General features: G+C 32.9%; 25 protein-coding genes and 3 tRNA genes. 20 read left to right on the top strand and 8 right to left on the bottom strand.

What is annotated here, in order from left to right; all coding sequences use genetic code 11:
• The first annotated feature begins 53 nt into the window (after positions 1-53).
• From LPB248_RS10600 to LPB248_RS10565, 8 genes are all read left to right on the top strand, one after another.
• Positions 54-1,502, top strand: a complete 1,449-nt coding sequence (locus LPB248_RS10600) for a DUF1254 domain-containing protein (RefSeq protein ID WP_177211407.1) — start codon at positions 54-56, stop codon at positions 1,500-1,502.
• A gap of 31 nt (positions 1,503-1,533) precedes the next feature.
• Positions 1,534-3,006: a DUF1254 domain-containing protein gene (locus tag LPB248_RS10595; protein ID WP_177211406.1), complete on the top strand. Its 1,473-nt coding sequence runs from the start codon at positions 1,534-1,536 to the stop codon at positions 3,004-3,006.
• Positions 3,007-3,017: 11 nt separating this feature from the next.
• Entirely contained in the window at positions 3,018-4,418 is a 1,401-nt protein-coding gene (locus LPB248_RS10590; RefSeq protein WP_177211405.1) for a DUF2252 domain-containing protein, read from the top strand.
• 298 nt (positions 4,419-4,716) lie between these two features.
• On the top strand, positions 4,717-5,295 hold the full coding sequence (locus tag LPB248_RS10585; protein WP_177211404.1) for a DUF4136 domain-containing protein: 579 nt from the start codon (positions 4,717-4,719) through the stop codon (positions 5,293-5,295).
• 129 nt (positions 5,296-5,424) lie between these two features.
• Positions 5,425-6,600 carry a helix-turn-helix domain-containing protein gene (locus LPB248_RS10580; protein WP_177211403.1) on the top strand — a complete coding sequence of 392 codons (1,176 nt, stop codon included), beginning with the start codon at positions 5,425-5,427 and terminating at the stop codon, positions 6,598-6,600.
• Between the two features lie 45 nt (positions 6,601-6,645).
• On the top strand, positions 6,646-7,614 hold the full coding sequence (locus LPB248_RS10575) for a transporter (protein ID WP_177211402.1): 969 nt from the start codon (positions 6,646-6,648) through the stop codon (positions 7,612-7,614).
• A gap of 54 nt (positions 7,615-7,668) precedes the next feature.
• Positions 7,669-8,829, top strand: coding sequence for a BamA/TamA family outer membrane protein (locus tag LPB248_RS10570; protein ID WP_177211401.1), 1,161 nt, complete (start codon positions 7,669-7,671; stop codon positions 8,827-8,829).
• 221 nt (positions 8,830-9,050) lie between these two features.
• A complete protein-coding gene (locus LPB248_RS10565; protein WP_177211400.1) occupies positions 9,051-10,247 on the top strand; it encodes an aminopeptidase C in 1,197 nt (398 codons plus the stop codon).
• 67 nt (positions 10,248-10,314) lie between these two features.
• Here the strand turns inward: LPB248_RS10565 and LPB248_RS10560 are convergent, their stop codons facing one another.
• Positions 10,315-11,274, bottom strand: a complete 960-nt coding sequence (locus LPB248_RS10560; RefSeq protein ID WP_177211399.1) for a hypothetical protein — start codon at positions 11,272-11,274, stop codon at positions 10,315-10,317.
• A gap of 1 nt (position 11,275) precedes the next feature.
• Positions 11,276-11,941 carry a hypothetical protein gene (locus tag LPB248_RS10555; RefSeq protein ID WP_177211398.1) on the bottom strand — a complete coding sequence of 222 codons (666 nt, stop codon included), beginning with the start codon at positions 11,939-11,941 and terminating at the stop codon, positions 11,276-11,278.
• Between LPB248_RS10555 and LPB248_RS10550 the strand changes: the two genes are divergently transcribed.
• Positions 11,940-12,488, top strand: a complete 549-nt coding sequence (locus LPB248_RS10550) for an alpha-ketoglutarate-dependent dioxygenase AlkB (RefSeq protein WP_177211397.1) — start codon at positions 11,940-11,942, stop codon at positions 12,486-12,488. The two genes, LPB248_RS10555 and LPB248_RS10550, sit on opposite strands and share 2 nt — an antisense overlap.
• A gap of 53 nt (positions 12,489-12,541) precedes the next feature.
• Here the strand turns inward: LPB248_RS10550 and LPB248_RS10545 are convergent, their stop codons facing one another.
• Positions 12,542-12,934 carry a helix-turn-helix domain-containing protein gene (locus LPB248_RS10545; protein ID WP_177211396.1) on the bottom strand — a complete coding sequence of 131 codons (393 nt, stop codon included), beginning with the start codon at positions 12,932-12,934 and terminating at the stop codon, positions 12,542-12,544.
• A 178-nt stretch (positions 12,935-13,112) separates the two neighbouring features.
• On the opposite strand from LPB248_RS10545, the gene LPB248_RS10540 reads away from it, so the two are divergent.
• Positions 13,113-13,391 carry a hypothetical protein gene (locus LPB248_RS10540; protein ID WP_177211395.1) on the top strand — a complete coding sequence of 93 codons (279 nt, stop codon included), beginning with the start codon at positions 13,113-13,115 and terminating at the stop codon, positions 13,389-13,391.
• Between the two features lie 118 nt (positions 13,392-13,509).
• On the top strand, positions 13,510-14,190 hold the full coding sequence (locus LPB248_RS10535; RefSeq protein ID WP_177211394.1) for a hypothetical protein: 681 nt from the start codon (positions 13,510-13,512) through the stop codon (positions 14,188-14,190).
• Between the two features lie 720 nt (positions 14,191-14,910).
• Here LPB248_RS10535 and LPB248_RS10530 read toward each other — a convergent pair.
• The 5 genes from LPB248_RS10530 to rseP all read right to left on the bottom strand — a co-directional run bounded on the left by LPB248_RS10530 (position 14,911) and on the right by rseP (position 17,117).
• Positions 14,911-15,201: a GIY-YIG nuclease family protein gene (locus LPB248_RS10530; protein WP_177211393.1), complete on the bottom strand. Its 291-nt coding sequence runs from the start codon at positions 15,199-15,201 to the stop codon at positions 14,911-14,913.
• Between the two features lie 41 nt (positions 15,202-15,242).
• Positions 15,243-15,339, bottom strand: a tRNA-Asn gene (locus LPB248_RS10525).
• A 164-nt stretch (positions 15,340-15,503) separates the two neighbouring features.
• Positions 15,504-15,577 (bottom strand) — tRNA-Asn (locus LPB248_RS10520).
• 39 nt (positions 15,578-15,616) lie between these two features.
• Positions 15,617-15,690, bottom strand: a tRNA-Asn gene (locus LPB248_RS10515).
• Between the two features lie 83 nt (positions 15,691-15,773).
• The gene (gene rseP / locus LPB248_RS10510) at positions 15,774-17,117 is read right to left on the bottom strand and encodes an RIP metalloprotease RseP (RefSeq protein ID WP_177211392.1); all 1,344 of its coding nucleotides are present in this window, start codon (positions 17,115-17,117) and stop codon (positions 15,774-15,776) included.
• A 375-nt stretch (positions 17,118-17,492) separates the two neighbouring features.
• Between rseP and LPB248_RS10505 the strand changes: the two genes are divergently transcribed.
• The 9 genes from LPB248_RS10505 (at position 17,493) to LPB248_RS10465 (ending at position 23,228) form a co-directional block, all read left to right on the top strand.
• Positions 17,493-17,777: a hypothetical protein gene (locus LPB248_RS10505; protein ID WP_177211391.1), complete on the top strand. Its 285-nt coding sequence runs from the start codon at positions 17,493-17,495 to the stop codon at positions 17,775-17,777.
• Between the two features lie 64 nt (positions 17,778-17,841).
• Positions 17,842-18,003, top strand: a complete 162-nt coding sequence (locus LPB248_RS10500; RefSeq protein ID WP_177211390.1) for a hypothetical protein — start codon at positions 17,842-17,844, stop codon at positions 18,001-18,003.
• A 19-nt stretch (positions 18,004-18,022) separates the two neighbouring features.
• Positions 18,023-18,154, top strand: a complete 132-nt coding sequence (locus LPB248_RS10495; RefSeq protein ID WP_177211389.1) for a class IIb bacteriocin, lactobin A/cerein 7B family — start codon at positions 18,023-18,025, stop codon at positions 18,152-18,154.
• Between the two features lie 3 nt (positions 18,155-18,157).
• A complete protein-coding gene (locus tag LPB248_RS10490) occupies positions 18,158-18,781 on the top strand; it encodes a hypothetical protein (RefSeq protein WP_177211388.1) in 624 nt (207 codons plus the stop codon).
• A complete protein-coding gene (locus LPB248_RS10485) occupies positions 18,762-19,334 on the top strand; it encodes a DUF3267 domain-containing protein (protein ID WP_177211387.1) in 573 nt (190 codons plus the stop codon). Before LPB248_RS10490 ends, LPB248_RS10485 begins: the two co-directional genes overlap by 20 nt.
• Before the next feature lie 11 nt (positions 19,335-19,345).
• The gene (locus LPB248_RS10480; protein ID WP_177211386.1) at positions 19,346-19,591 is read left to right on the top strand and encodes a putative signal transducing protein; all 246 of its coding nucleotides are present in this window, start codon (positions 19,346-19,348) and stop codon (positions 19,589-19,591) included.
• 30 nt (positions 19,592-19,621) lie between these two features.
• Positions 19,622-20,764, top strand: a complete 1,143-nt coding sequence (locus LPB248_RS10475) for an HlyD family secretion protein (protein WP_177211385.1) — start codon at positions 19,622-19,624, stop codon at positions 20,762-20,764.
• Complete coding sequence (locus LPB248_RS10470) at positions 20,765-22,915, top strand: peptidase domain-containing ABC transporter (protein WP_177211384.1); 2,151 nt, start codon at positions 20,765-20,767, stop codon at positions 22,913-22,915. It abuts the gene before it with no gap.
• A 163-nt stretch (positions 22,916-23,078) separates the two neighbouring features.
• The gene (locus LPB248_RS10465) at positions 23,079-23,228 is read left to right on the top strand and encodes a class IIb bacteriocin, lactobin A/cerein 7B family (protein ID WP_177211383.1); all 150 of its coding nucleotides are present in this window, start codon (positions 23,079-23,081) and stop codon (positions 23,226-23,228) included.
• The last annotated feature ends 116 nt before the right edge of the window (positions 23,229-23,344 follow it).

The raw sequence follows: 23,344 nt of genomic DNA, 5'->3' as shown, positions 1-23,344 counted from the left end.
ATCCTATACATTTTTAGAAGATAGTGCTTAATTTTTTTTAAATTATATATAAAATGAAGACCAAAATATTTTCACTTTTCCTTATTGCTTTATTTGTTTCATGCAATAAAACTTCGGCAGAAAAAACAGAAACTACTTCTGCAGAATCTGTTTCAGGTACTTTTAAACCAGCAGATCTGCAAGAGCAAATTATTTATAATCGTGCCATTGAAGCCGTAATTTGGGGAGTTCCTGCAGTTAATTTTGAGCTGCTAAATGAAAGTATGATCAATGCTAAAGGAGATTTTAATCAGATTGTTTATTGGTCTGGTTTAATCAATTCAAAAAATCAGACATTGACACCAAATCCGGATGTGGTTTATATTAATCCTTTGTATGATACCAGAAAAGGTCCAATTGTATTAGAGATTCCGCCAGCAGAAGGCAGTTCATCAATTACAGGAAGTCTAGATGACGGATGGCAGACCGCTATTGAAGATATTGGTCCTGCAGGTGTAGATAAAGGGAAAGGTGGAAAATATCTGATTTTGCCACCTGATTATAAAGACAAAATCCCAGCAGGATATATCGCTATGCCTTCTTCAACTTATACTGGTTTTGCAATTTTGCGTTCAAATCTTACAGACGGAAGTCCGAATGATCTTAAGAGAGCAATTGACTATGGGAAAAGAATAAAAATTTATCCTTATTCCCAGGCAGCAAATCCGCCAGCTACAAAATTTGTGGATTTATTGCAAGTTCCATTCAGCAATACAATTCCGTATAATTTTCATTTTTTCGAACTCTTAAATCAGTTTGTACAACGCGAACCTTGGCTGACTCGAGATCTTGTTATGGTTGATTTTCTAAAATCAATTGGTATTGAAAAAGGCAAACCTTTTGAAGCCGATGCCAGAAGAAAAGAGATTTTAAACGCAGCTATAAAAGATGCCCATGATTGGATTGATCATGAATATAACAATGCTTTTCAAACTCCTTTTTACGAAGGTACAAAATGGGCGTTACCAGTTTCGCCAGATTTTGTAAAAGCAATTGGCAGTAATTATTCAATACCAAATAACTATCCAGTTCGCGAACGCGCAATAGCCTATTCAATAGCTTATTTTAGTGCAAAACATTTAGGAGCAGGGCAATTTTATTTGATATCAATTAAAGACGATAAAGGACAAGAATTTGACGGGTCAAAATTGTATCAATTGCATTTACCGCCAAATGTTCCTGTAAAATTATATTGGTCTGTAACGGCTTACGATCGTGAAACGCATGCTTTAATAAAAGACATGAAATATTTCAGCCGTGCTTCGACATCGCCTGGACTTCAAAAAAACAGCGATGGTTCTGTAGATATTTATTTTGGTGCGAAAGCTCCTGCTGGAAAAGAATCAAATTGGGTTCCGACAGATCCAAAAGGAAAATTTGAATTATTAGCTCGTTTCTATGGTCCAGAAAAAGGATTTTTTGAGAAAACTTGGAAAATGGGTGATTTGACAGAAGTGAAATAATGAACTGAATTTTAACCGAAAAATAAACCTCATGAAAAATAAATTCCCAATATTTCTAGCAACTTTTTTCTTGATATTAAATCTTGGATGTGAAAAGAAGACAACAGAAAATGCTTCAACGGCAACAGTTGCATCATCTGGAAACGAAATTAAAATGGATGGCGAATTGCCTTCAAAAGAATCCATTCCGAAATTATTTGATGAAATGGATTTTCAGCAGGCAACGCAATGTTATTTATGGGGATTGCCAATTGTAGCTTTCGCCGAATGGCAACAACAACATTATAAAACATTCCATGCAACGAGCAATGATCTTGTTTTGTATAATTCCTATCATGACAGACTAGGGATTTTAACGGCAAATGCTACAACTCCTTATATCATTTCATTTATAGATTTGAAAGCAAACGGACCAACAGTTATCGAAATGCCAGCTGGGCGCACTGCTGGAGGATTGAGTGATTTCTGGCAAAGAGAAGAGGCTGTAATTGGAGAAATGGGGCCAGATAAAGGAAAAGGAGGGAAATATGTTTTGGTACCGCCAACAATGAAAGATTTTAAAGCTGATGGATATTTTATAATTCCGTGTACGACTGTAAATAATTTTTTTGGTTTTAGAACATTAGATCCAGATCCTAAGGTTACTGAAGAATTGGTAAAAAAAGTTAAAATATACCCTTACGCACAAAGAGCAAATCCGAAGGCAACAAAAATAGTGAGTCCGCCTGCTGATAAAAAGTGGTACGGAATTCAACCATCGGGAATTAAATATTGGGAATGTCTACACGCCATTTTGCAAGATGAACCAGTTGAGGAACGTGATCGTTTCTTTATGGCTTGGCTTAAAAACCTTGGTATAGAAAAAGGAAAACCTTTTACACCCGATGATCGTCAGAAGAAAATTTTAATTGCTGCCGCAGAAAAAGGTGAACAAATGGCAATGGCTAATTCTTATGAAAAACGTTTTGCAGATGTAAGACACTGGCCGGATAAAAAATGGGATTATGTCATTACGATGAAAAATTCTGCTCAACGCGAAGAAAATTTTGACGAATTTTTTGAGAGATCTGCTTATTTCTACGAAGCTGTAACTTTTTCTAACGCAATGATATCAAAAACTCCGAATTTAGGTCAAGCCTATTTAGGGAATTATTCCGATAGTAATGGAAATTGGCTTGATGGAGGAAAAAATTATACTTTAAATGTTCCGGCAAATCCGCCTGCGGTTAATTTTTGGTCCATAACAGTTTACGATTCAGCAACTCGATGTCTGATTGATAATCCGCAAAAAAATGCCGATTTATCGTCTCGTAAAGATTTGATTAAAAACTCAGATGGTTCAGTCGATTTGTATTTTGGACCAAAAGCTCCGGCAGGAAAAGAGAAAAATTGGGTGCAGACTCTGCCAGGAAAACATTGGTTTACTTATATGCGTTTCTATGGACCAACAAAAGCTTATTTTGATAAAAGCTGGAAAATGGACGATATTAAAGAGGTTAAATAGTTATCATCGATATGAGTGAAGATTCAAAACATATAGGAGAAACCCCATTTAACCCGATTGCATCAAAGGCAGAACGTTATGAAAAAGGAGCTTCGATTAGAAAGAAAATCCCTTTAGCGAAGCATGGAGAATGGAATCCTTTAAAAAACTGTAAAAATCCAGTAGATATTTTAATTCAGACCAGCGAAGGAAGAGTCGAAAGTCTATTGCCTATTCGGTACAGAAGAATGATGGAATCTCCTTTTGCATTTTACAGAGGCGCCGCTGCTATCATGGCTGCCGACTTAGCACATACTCCTGTATCGGGAATAAATCTCCAGCTTTGCGGTGATTGCCACTTGATGAATTTTGGCGGATTTGCAACTCCAGAACGCAAATTGGTTTTTGATATTAATGATTTTGATGAAACATTTCCAGGACCGTGGGAATGGGATGTAAAAAGACTTGCAGCCAGTTTTGTAATTGCTGGAAGATGGCGAAAATTTTCTCATAAAAACTGTAAAGAATTTGCTTGGAATGTTGCAGATAGTTACAAACGGCACATGATCGATTACAGCAAACTTTCGGCACTTCAGATTTGGTATGCCGATATTGATTTGGCGGAGCTGATCGAATTAGGCCGAGATAAAGAATTTAAAGAATTTGACCAGAAAAGAATTAAAAAAGCATCGGAGTATACGGCTCATGAAAAGGAGTTTGCCAAGATGACTTATTTTGACGGAGCTAGAGCACGTATAAAAGACGATCCACCCTTGATATTTCATCCAACAGGAGAACTCGAAAAACAAGTGGCAAAAGAAGGCGAAATTATTCATAATAGATATTTGGAATCCCTTTCAGAGGAAAAACAGGTTTTGTTAAGCAGATATAAGCTTCATGATATTGTGATAAAAGTAGTGGGTGTGGGAAGCGTAGGAACATTGTGTGGCATTAGTCTACTAATGTCGGCAACTGGAGAACCTATTTTTTTACAGTTTAAAGAAGCCCGAAAAAGCGTCTTGGAAGGAAATGTAAAAGCAAAAGGGAAATATAGCCATCAAGGCGAACGTATTGTAATGGGACAAAAGCTAATGCAGTCTGCATCGGATATGTTTCTGGGATGGACAGACGACAGCAAAGATAGATTCTTCTACATACGCCAGCTTAGAGATGCTAAGATAAAACCAGTTCTCGAAGTGATGAAATCCAAAAATATGGCAGAATATGCCAAAGCTTGCGGATGGGCGCTTGCAAGAGCTCACGCACGTTCGGGAGATCCTTCTCTAATTTCGGGCTATATTGGAGATACAGACGAATTTGCCGATGCCATTTCAGAATTTTCGGTTTTGTACGCCGATCAAAACGAGTCAGATTATGATAAAATGCTCGAAGCGATAAAGCATGGAAAATTACCTATAGCTGCAGAAATCTGATTCTCTGCAATCAAAAGAAATAGAACAAATAGGTAGCTGTACAAAGTAAATTAAACTTTAAAAAATCTTAAAATCTTAAACAGAATATGGCAGAAAACAACAAAGTAAGATTTTATTTATTTAATACTGTTAATTAAATAAAATGATTTATCTTTGAGAGTGATCTAAGTGATTGTTTAGTAATGGTTTGTGCTGTTTTAGCAATTATTGACATCTGTTCTGCCCCACGTTCAAGATTTTTACGATTTTAATACATGAGTTAAACTGATTTAATTATTAATTTAATAAATACTACAACATGAATATTAAAAGAACAAGTCTTCGTATAATCCCAGTCTTATTTTTGGGTTTATTTTACAGCTGCTCTCCAACTGTAAAAGTTACAACTGATTATGATCATGCTGCGAACTTCAGCGAATACAAAACTTTTGCGGTTTATGACTTAAAAGCGCAGCAAGGCCAAGTAAATCAGTTAAATGTTGATCGTGTTGCAAAAGCAATTCGAAATGAAATGCTGGCAAAAGGATTTACAGAATCTAGTAATCCTGATTTAAAAGTTAATGCCGTTTCTATCCTAAAAAACAAAACATCGGTTAGTGCTAATACAGACTTTTATGGTTATGGCGGAATGTATCGTCCATACGGATATTGGGGAGGCGGTGCTATGATGGGCGGTGCCAATACAACATTTAATACCTACGATTATGTTGATGGTTCGCTAGTTATAGATATCGTATCTACAAAAACAGACAAGCTGGTTTGGCAAGGAATTGGAAATGCCGAGATTGACAGCAGACCAGATAATCCGGAACAATTTATAAACGACGCAATCAAAAAAATATTAACTGGTTTCCCTCCAGGAGCAGTTAAAAAATAATACAATAAAGCATTTGTACTTGCCATACTTTGGCAAGTACAGTGTTTCTCTTTCTACATACGCCCCCATCGTATTCTATTTTTAAGATTTTAAGAAAAATAATTATTTACTCAAATTAAGCTTAAAAAAATGATCGATATTTTACTTTCCCTTTTCTTTTTTATAGCCACAATTGCTGGCCTTGCTACTGCAATTATGGTTTTATTTTCCAAAAAAAATTACTCAAAAAGTTTCTTTTTGGGAATGTTTCTGCTGAGTCTGGCGGTAGTAAGTATCTACAATTTTTATCTGTCGGCCAATATCTTCAAAGAATTCCCAGATTTATTCATCATTACCAAATCCTTTATTTTTCTGGCAGCGCCATGTTCTTTTTTATATGTTCGAAACATTTTGACATTGAACAAAAGCTTCAGAAAATACGATTGGATGCATTTTATTCCTTTTGCGGTATACTTCGCCTTAACGCTTTTTGTATACATTGGAAGTTTTACTAATCTAAGAATTGTCGATTTTATAGCAGCAAAAATCAGAAATCCGTTTTCTATTTTGACCTTGACCATTTGGCTTTCCTATGTCTTTTTTCAAACCATGTTGATTTTAAACTATGATCTGAAAAAATTTAAAGGGAATCAATTTCATCGAGCCAAAGTAATCAACTGGATTAGAGTTTATAACCTTATGATTTTGTTTCTTTTCTCGGCACTTTTTGTGCATCACTTTCTATCAAGAAAAGTAGGCGTTGTAGATCTTTCTTGTTATTTCTTGATTTCGTCTGTATTGTTTTTTACTGTCGGATGGCTTTATTTCAGACCTCAGATTTTTCATGACGAAGAAGAAACATTCGATTTTGTGGTAGACAATACTGTAGTGGTAAAAACAAAAGAAATCAAGAATACAATTCCAATAACAAACGAATTAACTTCTGAAAAAAGAGAAGAATACCTTTTAAAACTAGATTATGTTTTAAACTCTAAAAATCTGTTTTTAAAGAAAGATTTCGTAATCAGAGATTTGGCAGACGAAACAGGAATATCGGTACACCATTTATCCAATTTGATTAATTCTGAATTCGGACTTCATTTTCAGGATTATGTAAACCTTAAAAGGATTGAATATTTTAAAGACAAAATAAACGACCCAGAATGGAAAGATTTATCTTTAGAAGGCATGGCTTGGGGTTCTGGTTTTAAATCCCGAACAACTTGCTTCAGAGCCTTTATAAAGCATACTGGGAAATCTCCTTCCGAATATTTTAAAACCATCAGAATAAATCCGGATCGTACAGGATCATATTACTTCAAGTAAAATTAGTAATGGCTATTGCGTCATCTTAATTTAAAATATTCTGCCATGAAATTAGAAATTGATAATTCAGGAAGAAAAGTGCAGTCAGTTTTTGCCGTAATAATGGTATTGATTTCTTTTTATTGTAATGCACAATTAAAAGGAGGACATATTCTTGGTGCAATGGGACTGCAATCGGGAACTCAGGCTCCCGAAAAAACCTTGAGCGTATATATTCCAGGTTATATTTATGCCGCATCTTCTTTGCGAAATGGCAGCGGAGACAATATTGGAAATCCCGATCTTACTATGTTTATAACAGGCGTTGGAGCTAATTATGTAACCGATTTTAAAATTTTGGGTGCCAATTACGGAGCTACAATTTTGCTGGCTGGTGCTTCTAATACTATTCAAGGAAGTTATGTGGATTCTAAAAGTGATTTTGCTTTTACAGATATGTACATACAGCCCATTCAGTTAGGCTGGCACAATAAAAGAGCCGACTTTGTTTTCAGTTATCAATTGTATCTTCCAACAGGAAAATATGAATTGGGAGCTAGTAATAATAGTGGTTTAGGAATGTTTATGAATGAGTTTTCGGCAGGAACAACTTTATATTTTAATGACAAGAAAACATTCCATTTTTCAGCTTTGGCTGCATACGAAATCAACGGAAAAAAGAAAGACACCGATATTAAAACAGGAGATATCTTAAGCATTGAAGGCGGTTTAGGAAAAACATTTTATTGTATGAATGCCGAAAAAACCGCGCCAAAAGGCATATTCAATGCGGGTTTGATTTATTACCTGCAATATAAAGTATCAAACGATAGAATTCCCGTAGGAAGCATTTTGGTTATTGAACCAGACAAAGATAAAGTGGGCGGACTAGGAGCTGAGGTTAATTATCTGCACATTGGCAGTATGACATCGGCAGGTTTTAGATGGATTGGAGAAGTAAATGCTGTAAACAGATTTCAGGGGAATACCTTTTTTATAACGCTGGCACACGCATTCAGTTTCAAGAAAGAATAATTTTTTCAGGTTTTTATGATGGAATAAATTTAAATCTAAAACGATAAATAGTCTATGAAAAACAAAAAAACAACAAAAAGAAGCGTTCTGTTTTTGCTTTGCATGATTGTATCGTTTAATGTTTTAAATGCACAAAAGCATCAAACCGTTTTAAAAGATTCTTTAGACGGAGCTTTCGATTTGAGTGATTTTCTTATTTATGCCAACGGATTCATAGTAGTGCCAACCATTATTACAGAACCAGCCGTAGGAGGATTTGGAGTTGCGGTTGCGCCAATTTTTCTAAAAAAACGGGCTCCTGTTATAGACGAAAACGGTAAAAAACGATTCATAAATCCAGATATTACTGGAGGAGTCGGAATGTATACGGCAAACAAAAGCTGGATGGCTGGTGCTTTTCGCTCGGCAACACTGGTAAAACCTAAAATACTCTATCGAGCTTTTGCGGCTTATGGCGATATGAATTTATCCTTTTATGCCAATAATCTGCCCAACCAGAAAGATGAGGAATTTAAATTGAACTTTAAATCGACTATTTTTTATACGCAATGGCTAAAGCAGTTTAACAATGCTAAATGGAGTTTAGGGCCACAGTATTTATTTTTAAATTCAAAAATAAATCTGCCCGATTTTAATCTCCCGCCGCCATTTGTAGATCCAAAAGATATTAAAAGCACCATAAGTCAGCTTGGACTTGCGCTCCAGTTTGATGGACGAGACAATATATTTACGCCTGATAAAGGAGTACGGCTTCAGTCCGATTTTTTCTGGTCAGACAAGGCGCTTGGCAGCGATTATCAGGCATGGCGTATCAATTTATCGGCAATTGGATATTATCCGTTGGCGAAAACTCTAATTGGCGGACTCAGGATTGAAGGAGAGCAGGCGTTGGGGAGTCCGCCTTTTTATCTTAAACCAGGAATCAATATGCGAGGTATTCCCGCAGCCAGATACATGGGAAACACCAGCATTGTTTCTGAACTCGAATTTAGATGGGATTTGTACCGAAGATGGAGTCTCATGGGATTTGGAGGTCTTGCAAGCGCCTTTAACGATTGGGATCAAGCTTTTGCAAAACCTGTTGTTTACAGCTACGGAACTGGTTTTAGATACCTCATTGCCAGAAAATTCAAACTCCGTATGGGAGTCGATGTGGCGAAAGGAAACGAAGAATGGGCGTACTATATCGTTTTTGGAAGTAACTGGATGCGATAGCTAAAAAAGCAAAAAACTTGTAAGAAGTTAATTTATAAATAATAAACCTAAAAAGCCTTAATAACGTGTTATTGAGGCTTTTTTGTGTTAAATACCTTAATAATTTATCCCGTTAAGAAAATATTAACAATTAAACATTACACAAATTGTATAATATTTAATTGTTTTGTAACAAATTGGAAACATTGGAGACTAATTTTATTAAATCTTAAACATAACTTATGAATACATTTTCATTCAAATCAGTGTTTGCTGCTTCAATCTTTTTGGCTGGAACTGCAGGCTGTTTTGCGCAAGACATCTTAGTAAATTCACTTAAACTAAATGCTAGCGACAAAAGTAAAGAGAACTTCAAATTTACAGAAGTAATCAACCTAGGAACAACATCAGTAAAATCTCAAGGATCATCTGGAACTTGCTGGAGCTACTCAACAAACTCATTCTTAGAGTCAGAAATGATTCGTTTAGGAAAACAGCCTGTTGAGCTTTCTCAAATTTATTCTGCAAGAAACGTGTATGTAGAAAAAGGGATTAACTATGTTCGTATGCACGGAGCAATTACACTTGGAGACGGAGGAGCTTTACATGATGTAATTAACATGTACAAAAAATACGGAACTGTGCCTAGAGAAGTTTACACAGGATTAAACTACGGAACAGACAAAAACAAATTTGCTGAAATGGGCGCTCTTATAGAAGGTGTTCTTGCAGCAGTGGTTAAAAACCCGAACGGAGAATTGACTCCAAACTGGCAAAAAGCATATTCTGCTGTTATTGATTCTTATTTAGGAAAAGTGCCAGATAACTTTACATACAAAGGAAAAAACTATACACCACAATCTTTTGCTAAAGAAGTGGTAGGAATTAACCCAGACGAGTATGTAGAAATGTCATCTTTTACAAATGCTCCATACTACCAAAAAACAACTATGATGGTGCCAGACAACTGGTCATTGGATCAAGTTTACAACGTAAAATTGAACGATATGACAGACGTTATCGACAATGCACTTAAAAAAGGATATACTGTAGCTTGGGCAACAGATGTTAGCGAGAAAAGCTTTAGCTGGAAAAACGGTGTGGCTTATGTAGCATCTAAAAAATTCGACGACATGACGGCTGAAGAAAAAGCAGACATGTTTAACGGACCAAAAGTAGAACCAGAAATTACTCCAGAAATGCGTCAAGCTGCGTTTGATAACTACACTACAACAGACGACCACGGAATGCACATTATTGGTCTTGCAAAAGATCAAACTGGAAAAGAGTACTATATCGTAAAAAATTCTTGGGGAGAAACAAACGACTACAAAGGTTTCTTGTTTGTAACTAAGAACTTCGTAAAATATAAAACTACTGCATTACTAGTAAACAAAGGAGGAATTCCTGCTGAAATTGCTAAGAAATTAGGGGTTTAATTCTCTGAGAGTTTTATAGAAAATAGAAAAGCGCCGTAATCTTTGGATTGCGGCGCTTTTTTCGGTTTTAATCTATTTCAAAAATATCATTTTTTGTAATTGATAAATGTTTGGTATATTTTTGATATTCGTTAAATGATTTGGCAAAATATTTATGCCTTTCTAAAGTTTTATAAAGTCCCAAAAACTTTTTGTAATGACTTTCATATGATTCAAACAAATCTTCTTCTGTTTTAATTATAAAATAACCATATTTATTTGATCCTATTTTCGTAAATCTTTTTAATGGTTGAACGATCCAGTTTTTAATATTGCTATCTGTTAGCTCACTTTCTGGAATTCCTAAATCTCTAAAATTTTTATTAAGATCACTAATTTTTATGGGATTGCGACAATCATGCTTTTTTTCATCTAATAAGTTAATAAGTAGGTTTCTTAGAGCATAGATGTCTTTAATATATGCTTGTGAATAATCTTTGCGATGTCCTTTTCCTAATACTCCGATAGTCAAATTTTTTGATAATTCACTTTCTTTTTTATTAGGTTTAAGTAAATGACTATATTCATCTTTATTATCAGTGAATGAATACAGCAGCTTGTTATTTATAAAAATATTATTTGCAAATGAAAATGGATTATTTGCAACTAATACATTTTGATACTTATAGTTATCCATGTAATTGCTTACAGTAAAATCAATAGTTTCAACTAATAGATTGTCTTCCATTTTAAAAAAATCACCTAAACTCTCTATTATTGATTTATATATATTTTGTTTCAATTTTCTGTTCTTGCTCTTTTGGATTTCGCTTTCTTTGATATAATTTTTTTCGTAAATTACGTCCAAACATTCCCAATATAGTTGTTTGCTAAATTTTAAATCTTTACTTTTTAATGCTTTGCTTTCATTATGCATAGAAGCATAATCTAAAACTGAAACAATATGATCATTAAGATTATTTTTATAGGATGAACCTTGATAGTTTTCCGTTAGCTGTACGTCTTTATAGATATTAATATTTTCCATATTATACTTTTTTTAGAACTAATCGTTCATTTGGAACAGTTATATCTTTAAGTTCAGTTTTATAGAAATTGTAAGTAACATTTATAGTATGTTGTCTTGTAAGTTCTTCATGTGCTTCCAAAATAAATGTATGGTTTGATTTGTATTCTTCTATTTCATTTTCAAGATACTCCTCTAAAGAATCTTTACAACACCATTTGTTTGAAGAACTTCCTATAATATGTATTTTTCCATCATTTTCTAATAGATCACCTGCTCTATCAAAAAACTTTTTTGCATTTCCCAAACCTTGAAACCCATAAAAATAGGGATTGCATAAAATTATGTTTTGAAATGTTCGGTCAAAATCATATTTATAAAAATCGCAGTTTGCATCAAGGAAGTGACAGTCCCTAATTTCATAATCTTCGTGAATCGAAAAATGATCCAGTTCAGGATTCTTTAAATCGGTTAAATAACAATTAGGAAATTCTCTTTTTCCAAAATAATTTCTACCAGCTCCAAATTCAATATTACCAACTCCAATATCACCAACAATGTCATTTGGGAAGTTTGGATGGTGAATTATTGGAATTCCAAATTTATCATTTATAGGCATTAAGTTTTTTTTGATGTAAATGTAAGTGTTTTTTTGTATTTTTATATGAATAGCTTTTAAAAATCCCATGGAACTAACTGATTTAAAAAGAGAAACACAATATTTTGATAATATATTGCCAAATGAAGAGGAAGTTTTTTTTAAAATAAAAATGGAGACTATTTGGGATGAGTCTATGATTTCTAGGAAGACCAAAAGCTATGGGGATCCCTATAATTACTCTAATATACATTATTCAACTATTCCTTTTCCAAGTGATATTGAAAAAATAGCAAATTACATAAACATATATTTAGGATTTATGCCTAATAATTGTCTGATTAATTATTATTACAATGAATTCTCTAAGATGGGGTTTCATTCAGATCAAATAGATATTCTCGAAGATAATACAGGGGTTGCTATTATTTCTTTAGGTAATAAGAGAACTATGCGTTTCAAGAATAAGTTAAATCCTGCAATTACTTTTGATGTATTGCTTTATCCTAATAGCTTGTTTTACATGACTCAAAAAGTTCAAGAATTATGGCTTCATGCTATTTTATCAGAAGTTGGTAATGATTCTTTTGAGAGAATAAGTATTACTTTTAGGAAGTTGCGAAAACAGATATTCTAAATTCTGTTGTAAGATAATGATTAGCTTCCTTTTTATATTTTCAAAACAAGAAATTATTCTTTTTTCATCAACTTCTCTAAATACTCCACTTTATCCTTTTCAGCCTGAACCAAACGCTCATAAAGTTCCACAATTTTATCAATCGGGTTGAAAGTGCAATTATAATTCAGTCCAGCGTTAACAATGTCATTATTGGTATAAGTATTTCCAATAACATTCAAAACTGCTTCATCAGAGAAGTTTTTAATCGCTTCAGCCGAAACTCCTAAAGCTTCTGCAATAGAGTTTAGTCTTTCATCGTCAACATTCTCGCTTCCTTCAATGGTAGAAACGTATTGTTGGCTTACACCTATCGCAATCGCAAGTGCTTCTTGTTTCATTCCTCTAAGCTCTCTAATACGGCTTATGTTTCTCCCGATATGTTTTGGTTTTGTTGCTGTGCTCATACTTCAAAGATATTAAAAATCCTTAAAAATTAGGAATATAGTAAAATACAATCTTTTTGCTTGTGAGATAAAATCGTAATCTATTTTGTTAGAATGTATTCTATTGTTTATTTAGCCGAAGCAAAAATACAATTTTTCGTACAATAATTATTCATAACCAAAACCATAAATAAACGCCATGAAAACAGAAAGCGAAAGCAATGCAAATCAAAAGAGAGTGATAAGATCAGTATCTAAATTGGTGTCAGATATTTGTTTCGACGGAGAATTTAGAAAACATCCAGAATACTTAACCGAAATTTTCGAATACCTTCTAGAAACAGAACAAGGAAACGATCTCTCGTTAAGAATAAAGATGTTAAGTTGTATTAGAATAAGTGTTATGCTGGCAAAAGCTTTGCATCCATTTTCAGACGAAGAAATACAGAAAGCTTGTGTTAAAATGATAAATGCATAAAAAGTAGTATTTTATCGGTTTTCTAAGCAATTCATGGTTAGAATAAAAGCTAAATAAAATAAAATCAGTAACTTTAGGCTGAGTTTTTTATTGGGGCATCTAATTTTATTTAAAAATCATGAAAAAGTATGAAGCAATTTTATGTACACTTGCGTTCGTATTTTCTCTCGGCTGTTTTGCTCAGCGCACCAACCATGCCTCCGCTTCTCCAACAACCGGAAAAACGACACTATTGACGGATAGTCTTTCGACGGGTGATTATGTCATACAATCTTATTATGTCGAAGAAAGAATAAATAAGCTTTTTGGAGGTAGAATTATTACCTACCAAGTTTCAAAGCTGGACATGGTCGATACTTACGATCTAGGGCCAAATAATACAAGAACGGTAATTCCGAATTACGTAAAAAGAAAACCTAAAGTAGCTCCAAATGCAATAGAAGCCAAAGCGCTTGTTGCAAGTTCGTCTGCTCCTCTAGAACCAGTTAAGGTAGAAGTTACAGCCCCTTCGGCTATATCTTCAAAATATGTAAGCGTTAATGTAGTCGACACCTACGAAAAAGTTATTGATAAAGGGTATAAATCTATCGATATGCTGAAAAAAGTAGCAGACCGCTTTTATTTTGAAGGCAATCTTAGTGCCGCGGCTGGCTATTACACGCAGTTATTTGAAGAAACCAAAGATTTAGAGGTTATTTACTATTATAGATATGCTCAGTCCTTAAAAGCAATAAATGAAGATGAAAAAGCAAATACTTTAATGAAAAGGTTCAAGAGCGAAACTTTGACAATGAAATAGGGTTTTCTTTATGCGTGAAGTTTTTTTACCGCAGAGAACGCTAAGGTTTACGCAATCCCGATAGCTATCGGGAGCAAAGGCTATTTTGAGATAAATCTAAAAATTAAGTTCGCAAAGTTTTATGTAGATAAAACTTTGCGAGCTTTTTTTGTTTTACCTACAGTTTTGTCATCCTGAGGAACGAAGGATCACACTTGCATATCGACAAAGATTGGAGAAATGCTTTGTAGAGTTTCTAGTGCGATCCTTCCTTCGTCAGGATGACAAGATTGTGTTAATGTGTACAGTTTTGTCATCCTGAGGAACGAAGGATCACATTCGCATATCGATAAAGATTGGAGAAATGCTTTGTAAAGTTTCTAGTGCGATCCTTCCTCCGTCAGGATGACAAGATTGTGTTAATGCGTACAGTTTTGTCATCCTGAGGAACGAAGGATCACATTCACATATCGACATAGATTGGCAACCTTTGCGATCTCTTTTATAGATTCCTATTAAGTCTCGTAAAAAAAACTCTTAGCGACCTCTGCGTTAAATCTTTGCTCCCGATAGCTATCGGGATTGCGTAAAACCCTTGCGCTCTTTGCGGTTAAATAAGCAATCCTATAATATTGGAATTTGGGCAAAAAAAAGACCATCATTTCTGATAGTCTTTTTTGCTCCCCCTCTTGTCCCGATAGCTATCGGGAGAACCAACCCCGATAGCTATCGGGGCTCTGATTAGCAGTCAGATTTGTATTTTATAAGAAGTTTATCTATTATTTCTGGGTATTTAATTAAGTTTTCAATGTATGTTTTGCTCTTCATATTTTTAATATGCTTTTCTATAGAAAGTGCTTGAGATTTATTTTCGCATTCTATTTTAAGATATAATTCCCAATCTTCAGCATTTGCAGTGAACTTGTGAGATTCAGCATTTCTATGAAATTCCATTCTATTGTCAAAATTAGAAGTATATCCTGTGTAAAATCGGTTTAATTTGACAGAATAGAGAATGTAAACAAAATGCATTATTAAGGTAGATAAAATTATTTAATTGTTTTTTTAAACGACTCCTCTTGTCTTGATAGCTATCGGGAGAACCAACCCCGAAAGCTTTCGGGGCTCTGATTAACAGTCAGATGCTCTAACCAACTGAGCTAAGGAGGAATCACCTTAAAAGGTTAATATGTTTGCTAAAAAAAGTTGCTCCCCCTCTTGTCCCGATAGTTATCGGGAGAACCAACCCCGAAAGCTTTCGGGGCTCTGATTAGCAGTCAATATGATGCAAAAAAAAAAATACCACTTACAATTTGTAAGTGGTATTTAATAAGCTCCCCCTCTTGGGCTCGAACCAAGGACCCTCTGATTAACAGTCAGATGCTCTAACCAACTGAGCTAAGGAGGAATCACCTTAAAAGGTTAATATGTTTGCTAAAAAAAGTTGCTCCCCCTCTTGGGCTCGAACCAAGGACCCTCTGATTAACAGTCAGATGCTCTAACCAACTGAGCTAAGGAGGAAAGTGTTGCTCTTTTTAGCGAGTGCAAATATAAAACTATTTTTAGTTTCTCAAAAACATTTTCACTCTTTTTTTGACTTTTTTTTACTTGCCTACAATGGCTTTGTAAATGTCGTTACCATTAGCAAATAGTAGTAGTGAAATAAGTAAAACAAAACCAACCATTTGCGCATTCTCTAGGAATTTATCGCTCGGTTTTTTGCCGCTTACAATTTCATACAATAAAAACATTACGTGACCACCATCAAGTGCCGGAATTGGCAATAAATTCATAACTCCAAGCATAATTGACAATAAAGCTGTGATTGACCAAAATACTTCCCAGCTCCAAGAACTTGGAAAAATGTTGTAAATCGCAGCAAAACCACCCACTTGTTTGTAAGCTTTTGTTTCTGGATTAAAAATCATTTTCAATTGTTTTCCGTAACTTACCAATTGATCTTTTCCTTTTTCAAGGCCAACCGGAATAGATTCGAAGAAACCATATTCTTTTGTACTTATTTTATAGTATCCTAGTTTTTCTAATGATTTCATGTCTAAACCACCAGAAACAACACCTAATTTACCATCATTAGTAACTTTTAAAGTAATTGGAGTTTCTTTTAGATCACGTAAAACAACTGCAGGAATTTGTTTTCCTTTGTTCATATCCAAGACAGCTTTAGCTTCATCAAAATATTTAATTTTTTGTCCGTTAAGAGAAAGAATCAAATCTTTTGGTTTTAAATTTTGGTTTGGAGAATCTTCTGCAATTTGGCTAATTGCAAAAGGTCTACGAATTCCAACAAGAAGCCCTTTTTCTGTTTTAGAAAGCTGATCTATAAAATCAGTTGGCATTTTTAGCGTTTGCTGTTGTCCATTTCTTTCAATCAAAACCTCTTTAGCCATGATAATATTAATATTCATGTCTTTGTCAAAATTTTCTACAGATTTACCATCAATAGAAATAATTTTGTCACCTGTTTTAAAACCAGCTTTAAGCATCACTGGATTTTCAATCAGGACACCATCTTTTAAGTCAGCATTAGCAATATAAGTATCTCCGTAAGCAAAAGCCATTCCGATATAGATAATAAAAGCCAGGATAAAGTTTACAGTAACACCACCAAGCATAATAATTAAACGCTGCCAAGCTGGTTTAGTACGAAATTCCCAAGGCTGAGGCGGAAGCTCCATTTGCTCCTTGTCCATACTTTCGTCAATCATTCCAGAAATTTTCACATAACCACCAAGCGGAAGCCATCCGATACCGTATTCTGTTTCTCCGATTTTCTTTTTGAAAAGTGAATATTTAACATCAAAAAATAAATAAAATTTTTCGACTCTAGTTTTAAACAATTTAGCAGGGATAAAATGCCCTAATTCATGAAGAATAATAAGTAAAGATAAACTCAATAGAAATTGAGAGAGTTTGATAACTATATCCATTTTTTGTTTTTAATTCGTATTTAACGCACAAAAGTAGCGTTTTCTATTTTAATATAAGAGTGCAAGATAGTGTTTAAGGTTTTAAATGTTTGTTAATAATTATATTAGTTTTTATTAAACAAAAAAGTAAATATCACTATTGTATTAGTACTTCATTGTATGAAAATGTTACAAAATGTCTTATTCTGATATTTTTAAAACTTTTCGGGGAGGTATTTTTTAAAAATACTGTTCTAATTTCATCTTTTGGACTTATGTGTGTTATTCCTAAATACTTAACAGAACGATTTTTAAATTCTTAAGTCCTGTTTTATTTTATTGATTTTTTACAATGAGAATATGAATTTTATTAAACAAATTGAGAGGATAAAAAAAATGCACAGATTAATTTCTGGAGAAAAAACAGGTTCACCCCTAACATTTGCAAAAAGATTATGTCTGAGCCGAAGCCAGTTTTATAATGAGCTAGAACTCATAAAAGAACTCGATGCTCCAATAAAGTATTGTAAAAAAAGACAGACGTTTTATTATGAAACTTCTTTTGAACTGATATTGAATTTTTCGCTTAAAACAATAAAAGATGATGAATCTAAAGAAATTTTTGGCGGTTCTAACTTCCGTCCAAGTTTATTGGACGGAACTCTGATAAGTTTGCTATAACAAATTGTTTCTCGAGAAAATGATTTTGTTGAATTTATTAATTAACATTTTAAATTTTAAAATTATGGAACTAACATTAGTGGGTTTAAAAGATTATGGTTTAGTTGAATTAAGCATTCAAGAGTCACAAGAAATAGAAGGTGGGATTGCACCTTTATTAGTATATGGAGGTGCATGGTGCGTAGGCTTTGCTGTGGGTTGTGCAATTGCATATTATTATTCTTAAAATATTAAAAAAATAGAACATGATGAACTTAATTGAATTAAATGTTTCTCCATTATCAACTCAAGAGATGATTGATATTGATGGAGGTATACTGATTGGACTAGTTATAGTCTGTTTTGCTGCAGGTATGGCTTGCGCGTTATTGCTTTAATTTATGGGGTGGCATCATGTGATGCCACCTTTAAATATTTATATCCTTATGTATAGTTTATTGTTTAATTTAAGATTTGGCGGAAAAAATATTCTGCAAAAAATATTAGTTGATGATTCTATTGTCCTCGTATTTTTTGAAGATAAAAAAAGTATTTACATAAAAAAGGTTGATAAGATATATTCAATAAATTCGGAAACACAACATTTATCTTCAATTGATTTTTCAAATTTTCAAAAGCAGAATGATAATATGTCTAAAAGAATTGGTTTTCTAAACAGCGCAAAAGAAACAAATCCAGAAAATATTTTTGACTTTGAATCTTATCTATACCATTATTTCAATGAAGATAATACCTTTAATTGTACAATAAAAACTATTTGTGATATTGATTTTATTAATACAGCCTATAGTGATTACTTTAATTTCAATATGAAAAATCAATTGATGAGTCTTTCATTTGATAAAAATGAAATTTTGGCATATAATAAAACTGAAATAAATTTTAATCAAATAAATCAAACTGTTGAAACAGAATTAATATCAATTGAAAAAATTAAAATTCCACAGGAGTTATTAGAAATTAGAAATTATAAAATCATAGAAAATGAAAGAAATCTCTATTAATTCTAAAAAAGTGCAAATTTTAGGAATACTAATAAGTGTACCGATTATTTTGTTTTTTCTATTTATATTGTATTTCACATGGAATCAAGGTTTTGCAGGTAATTTGAAAGCAGTAAAGCAAACATTACAGCTTTTTGATAATAAAAAACTAAATGTGCTTTTAATTTTATTGGTTCCCAATTTAATTATTTGCGTAGGCATAATTGTGCATGAAATTATACATGGAATTTTTATGGCACTTTTTTCAAAAGAAGGATGGCAATCGGTAAAATTTGGTTTCATTAAGAAATATTTAATGCCTTTTGCAAATTGTACGGAACCGTTAGAATCCAAGAAAATGTTAGTTGTTGCACTTGCACCATTTTTTATTCTTGGCTTATTGCCTTCAATTTATGGCTTTCTTTATCATAATTTGACTTTCTTATTTATTGGCTTTTCGATGACTTTAGGTGCAGTCGGAGATTTTATCTATGCTTATTTAATATTAAAAGCGGGTTTAAATCATAAATTATTAGATCATAAGAGCAAAGTCGGTTTTATGATTATAGATTAAAATGAAATAAAGTGATCGAAGAAAAAAGAAGAATATCTGTTCACCAAGGAAGTAAAGAAGAAGCAACTATTTTGAAAATGTTATTGGAAAGTTTTTCTATTCAAGTTTTTGAAGATGCATCACTAATGTCTGTTTTTAATCCATGGGGCGTTTTAGTTGGAGATATAAATGCTATAAAGCTAAAAGTAGCCGAAGAAGATTATGAAAAAGCAAAGGCAATAATTGATAACTACAATTCTGGAGAATACCATATTTAATTTATTGACAAGCACCTCAAATTAATTGATATGCAGTTTAGCTCAGACCCTATAAACACTCTCGAAAATCTTATTGCAAAAAACAAAGCAAAAAGCTTTTCAATCTATTTGATTTTAATTTTAACCGTTCTGATTTTCTTGGGATTATTGCCTTTAATTAAAGTCGACGTCAGTAGTCAGAGCCGAGGTATTGTTAGAAGTAAGATAGATAATGTTCCTGTTGCAACAATTGTAAGTGGCAGGATAAATTGGATAGCATTAAAAAATAATGTTTTTGTAAAAAAAGGAGATACACTTTTAAAGATCTCTAAAGAAAATTTAGAAAGTGATAAAAGAACCCAAGATACATTATCAAGCTCCGTTTTGATGTTGTTAAGTGATATTTCAAATCTTTTACAGAATAAGCCATCACAATTGCAGACATCTACAGCGCGTGAAGATTTATTTAAATTTCAATCTGCAAAAAACGAACTGCAAAGCAAAATCTCTCACGCTCAGATAAATTATGACCGAAATAAGATTTTGTACGATAAAGATATTATCGCAAAAGCAGATTTTGAAAAATATGAATATGAGTTACGCTTAGCCAAACAAGCATTGCAAAGTTTTATAAGTCAGCAAAAATCAACATGGGAAAATCAGAAGAGAGATTTAGAAGAACGATTAAAAAATCTTAATGGAACTGTTGCAAAAATAAACGTTGAGGCAAATAATTATTTCGTTTTGGCTCCTATTTCGGGAACTATAGAAAACTTTTCAGGGATTCAAAAAGGTTCTTTTGTAAACGTATCGCAATCTATTGCAACAATTTCTTCTCCAGATCATCTTATTGTTGAGAATAATGTTTCTCCAAACGATATTGGTTTGATTAAGAAAAATCAAAAAGTAAAATTTCAATTAGATGCTTTTAATTATAACCAATGGGGTTTATTAGAAGGGAAAGTAATTGACATTGACCAAAATATAACAACACAGGGAGAGCAGGTTTTTTTTAAAGTTCGCTGTGTATTAGATTCTAAAACTTTGCACCTAAAATCGGGTTACAAGACTGATGTTTCAAAAGGAATGACCTTAACCACAAGATATATAATTACGCGCCGAAGTTTATTCGATTTGTTATTTGACAAAATAGACAATTGGCTAAACCCAAAACAATTATCAGCTAAAAAATAAATGGCTTCAATAAAAATAAAACAACATGATATTAAAGATTGTGGTGCTGCTTGTCTGGCATCTATTGGAAACCATTTCAAAGTTAATTTTCCCATAGCGAGAATTCGTCAATATGCCAATACCGATAAACGAGGCACTAATGTTCTTGGGATAATTGAAGCTGCCGAGAAAATGGGTTTTATAGCAAAAGGAGTAAAGGGAGGTTTTGATTCTTTAGATAAAATTCCGCTTCCTGCAATTGCTCATATTATTACAAAAGAGCAATTTCAACATTATGTAGTTATTTACAAAGTTGAAAAATCTACAATTACAGTTATGGATCCAGGTTTTGGTAAAATGGGGACATACACTTTTGAAGAATTTCAAAAAATATGGACAGGAGTTTTGATTCTTTTTGCACCAAATGATGATTTTAAAAAACTAAATGAAAAAACGTCACCTATAAAACGGTTTTGGAATCTAATTCAGCCACATAAAACGATATTAATTCAAGCATTAATTGGTGCTATAGTTTTTACGATTTTAGGATTGGCAATGTCTATTTATATTCAAAAAATAACAGATTATGTTTTAGTTGATGGGAATAGAAATCTTCTTAATTTATTAAGTGTCTCCATGATCGCTATTATTTTGCTTCAAGCTTATATTGGGTCAAAGAAGAGCATTTTTGTGATGAAGACAGGTCAGTTAATCGATGCTAAATTAATTTTAGGATATTATAAACATTTGCTTCATCTGCCACAGCGGTTTTTTGATACCATGCAAATAGGAGAAATCACCTCTAGAATAAATGATGCTGTAAAAATACGATCCTTTATAAATGAAACCGCAATCGAAATGATTGTAAATATTTTTATCGTCGTCTTTTCATTTGCATTAATGTTTACCTATTATTGGAAATTGGCTTTGGTTATCATTCTAGTTATTCCATTTTATGTTTTAGTTTATTTTCTGCTAAACAAATTCAACAAAAAGGTTGAAAGAAACATAATGGAGAATGCAGCAGAATTACAAACACAATTAGTTGAAAGTATTACGCATGTTAGAACTGTTAAAGAATTTGGAATTGAAGAATTTTCGAATTTAAAAACCGAAAACAAATTTGTAAAGCTATTATTCATAACTTATAAATCTGGTTTAAATGGCATTTTTGCTGGAACTTCGACACAATTTTTAGCCTCTGTATTTACTGTAATTTTAATGTGGATTGGTTCAGGGTATGTAATCGATAGAGCAATTACTCCTGGAGAATTGTTTTCATTTTATGCTCTGATAGGATATTTTACTTCTCCTGTGGCTTCTTTAATAAACATGAATAAAACAGCTCAAAATGCATTAATTGCTGCTGATAGGCTTTTTGAAATTATGGACTTAGAAAGAGAAGGAACAGAAAACAAGATTGAATTGACAAAAGGAAATTTAGGAAATATAAAATTTGAAAATGTTTCTTTTCGCTATGGATCTCGCGTCGAAGTTTTTAAAAATTTTAATGCCATATTCAAGAAAAACCAAACAACAGCGATTGTAGGTGAAAGCGGTAGCGGAAAAACAACTTTAATTTCGCTGTTGCAAAACCTTTATCCCATAAAAGAAGGTAAAATTAGTATTGGAGATTTTGACCTTCAACATGTTCATTATAAGAGTTTAAGAGAAATTGTTGGTGTTATTCCCCAACAGCTTAATTTGTTTTCTGGAAATATTATAGAAAACATTGCTTTAGGGGAATCTTTTCCTAATATTCAGAGAATTTTAGAGCTTTCAAAACAACTTGGAATTCATGAGTTTGTCGAAAAATTGCCAAACGGATTTGAAACACAGATTGGTGAAAATGGAGCAATGCTTTCGGGCGGACAAAAGCAAAGAATTGCTATTGCAAGAGCATTGTATAAAAATCCCGAAATTTTGTTAATGGATGAAGCCACGGCATCACTCGATACTAATTCAGAAAGAATAGTGAAAGATGTTATCGATAATTTTAAATTCTCAGGAAAAACTATAATCGTCATTGCACATCGCTTGAGCACAATAGCCAATGCTGACACTATATTAGTTATGAAAAATGGGACAATTGTAGAATCAGGCAATCATTTTGATTTGTTGGATCAAAAAACGGAGTATTATAATTTATGGAATAAGCAGAATTTGGTTTGAAGTAAGTATTGAAAATAAGGGATTATTAAAACAAAATTTCGGCTTTTGACTTCCGTCCAAGTTTATTGGACGGAAGTCTGCTAAGTTTGCTATAACAAAATACTTCTCGAGAAATGGTTTTTTGTTGGAATTTATTAATTAACTTTTTTAAAATTTAGTATTTATGGAATCAGCATTAGCGAATTTAGAAGAATTAAATTTAGTAGAACTAAATGTTCAGGAATCACAAGAAGTTGAAGGAGGGTTTTTACCTTTGGCAATTGTAGTAGCTTGGTATTTAATAGGTCCTTATGGTACTCATAAAGCATATTAAATTTAAAAATCCCAAGTGCATATACACTTGGGATTTTTTATGAAAAAACAAATAAATTTCTGAAAAATATTGATAACAATCTTAAAATATTTATTTCTAATTCGCTTTAGGAAATT

Origin of the sequence: Flavobacterium sp. LPB0248, from assembly GCF_013388355.1 — a bacterium.
Classification (GTDB): domain Bacteria; phylum Bacteroidota; class Bacteroidia; order Flavobacteriales; family Flavobacteriaceae; genus Flavobacterium.
This window is presented reverse-complemented; position numbering and strand designations above follow the sequence as displayed.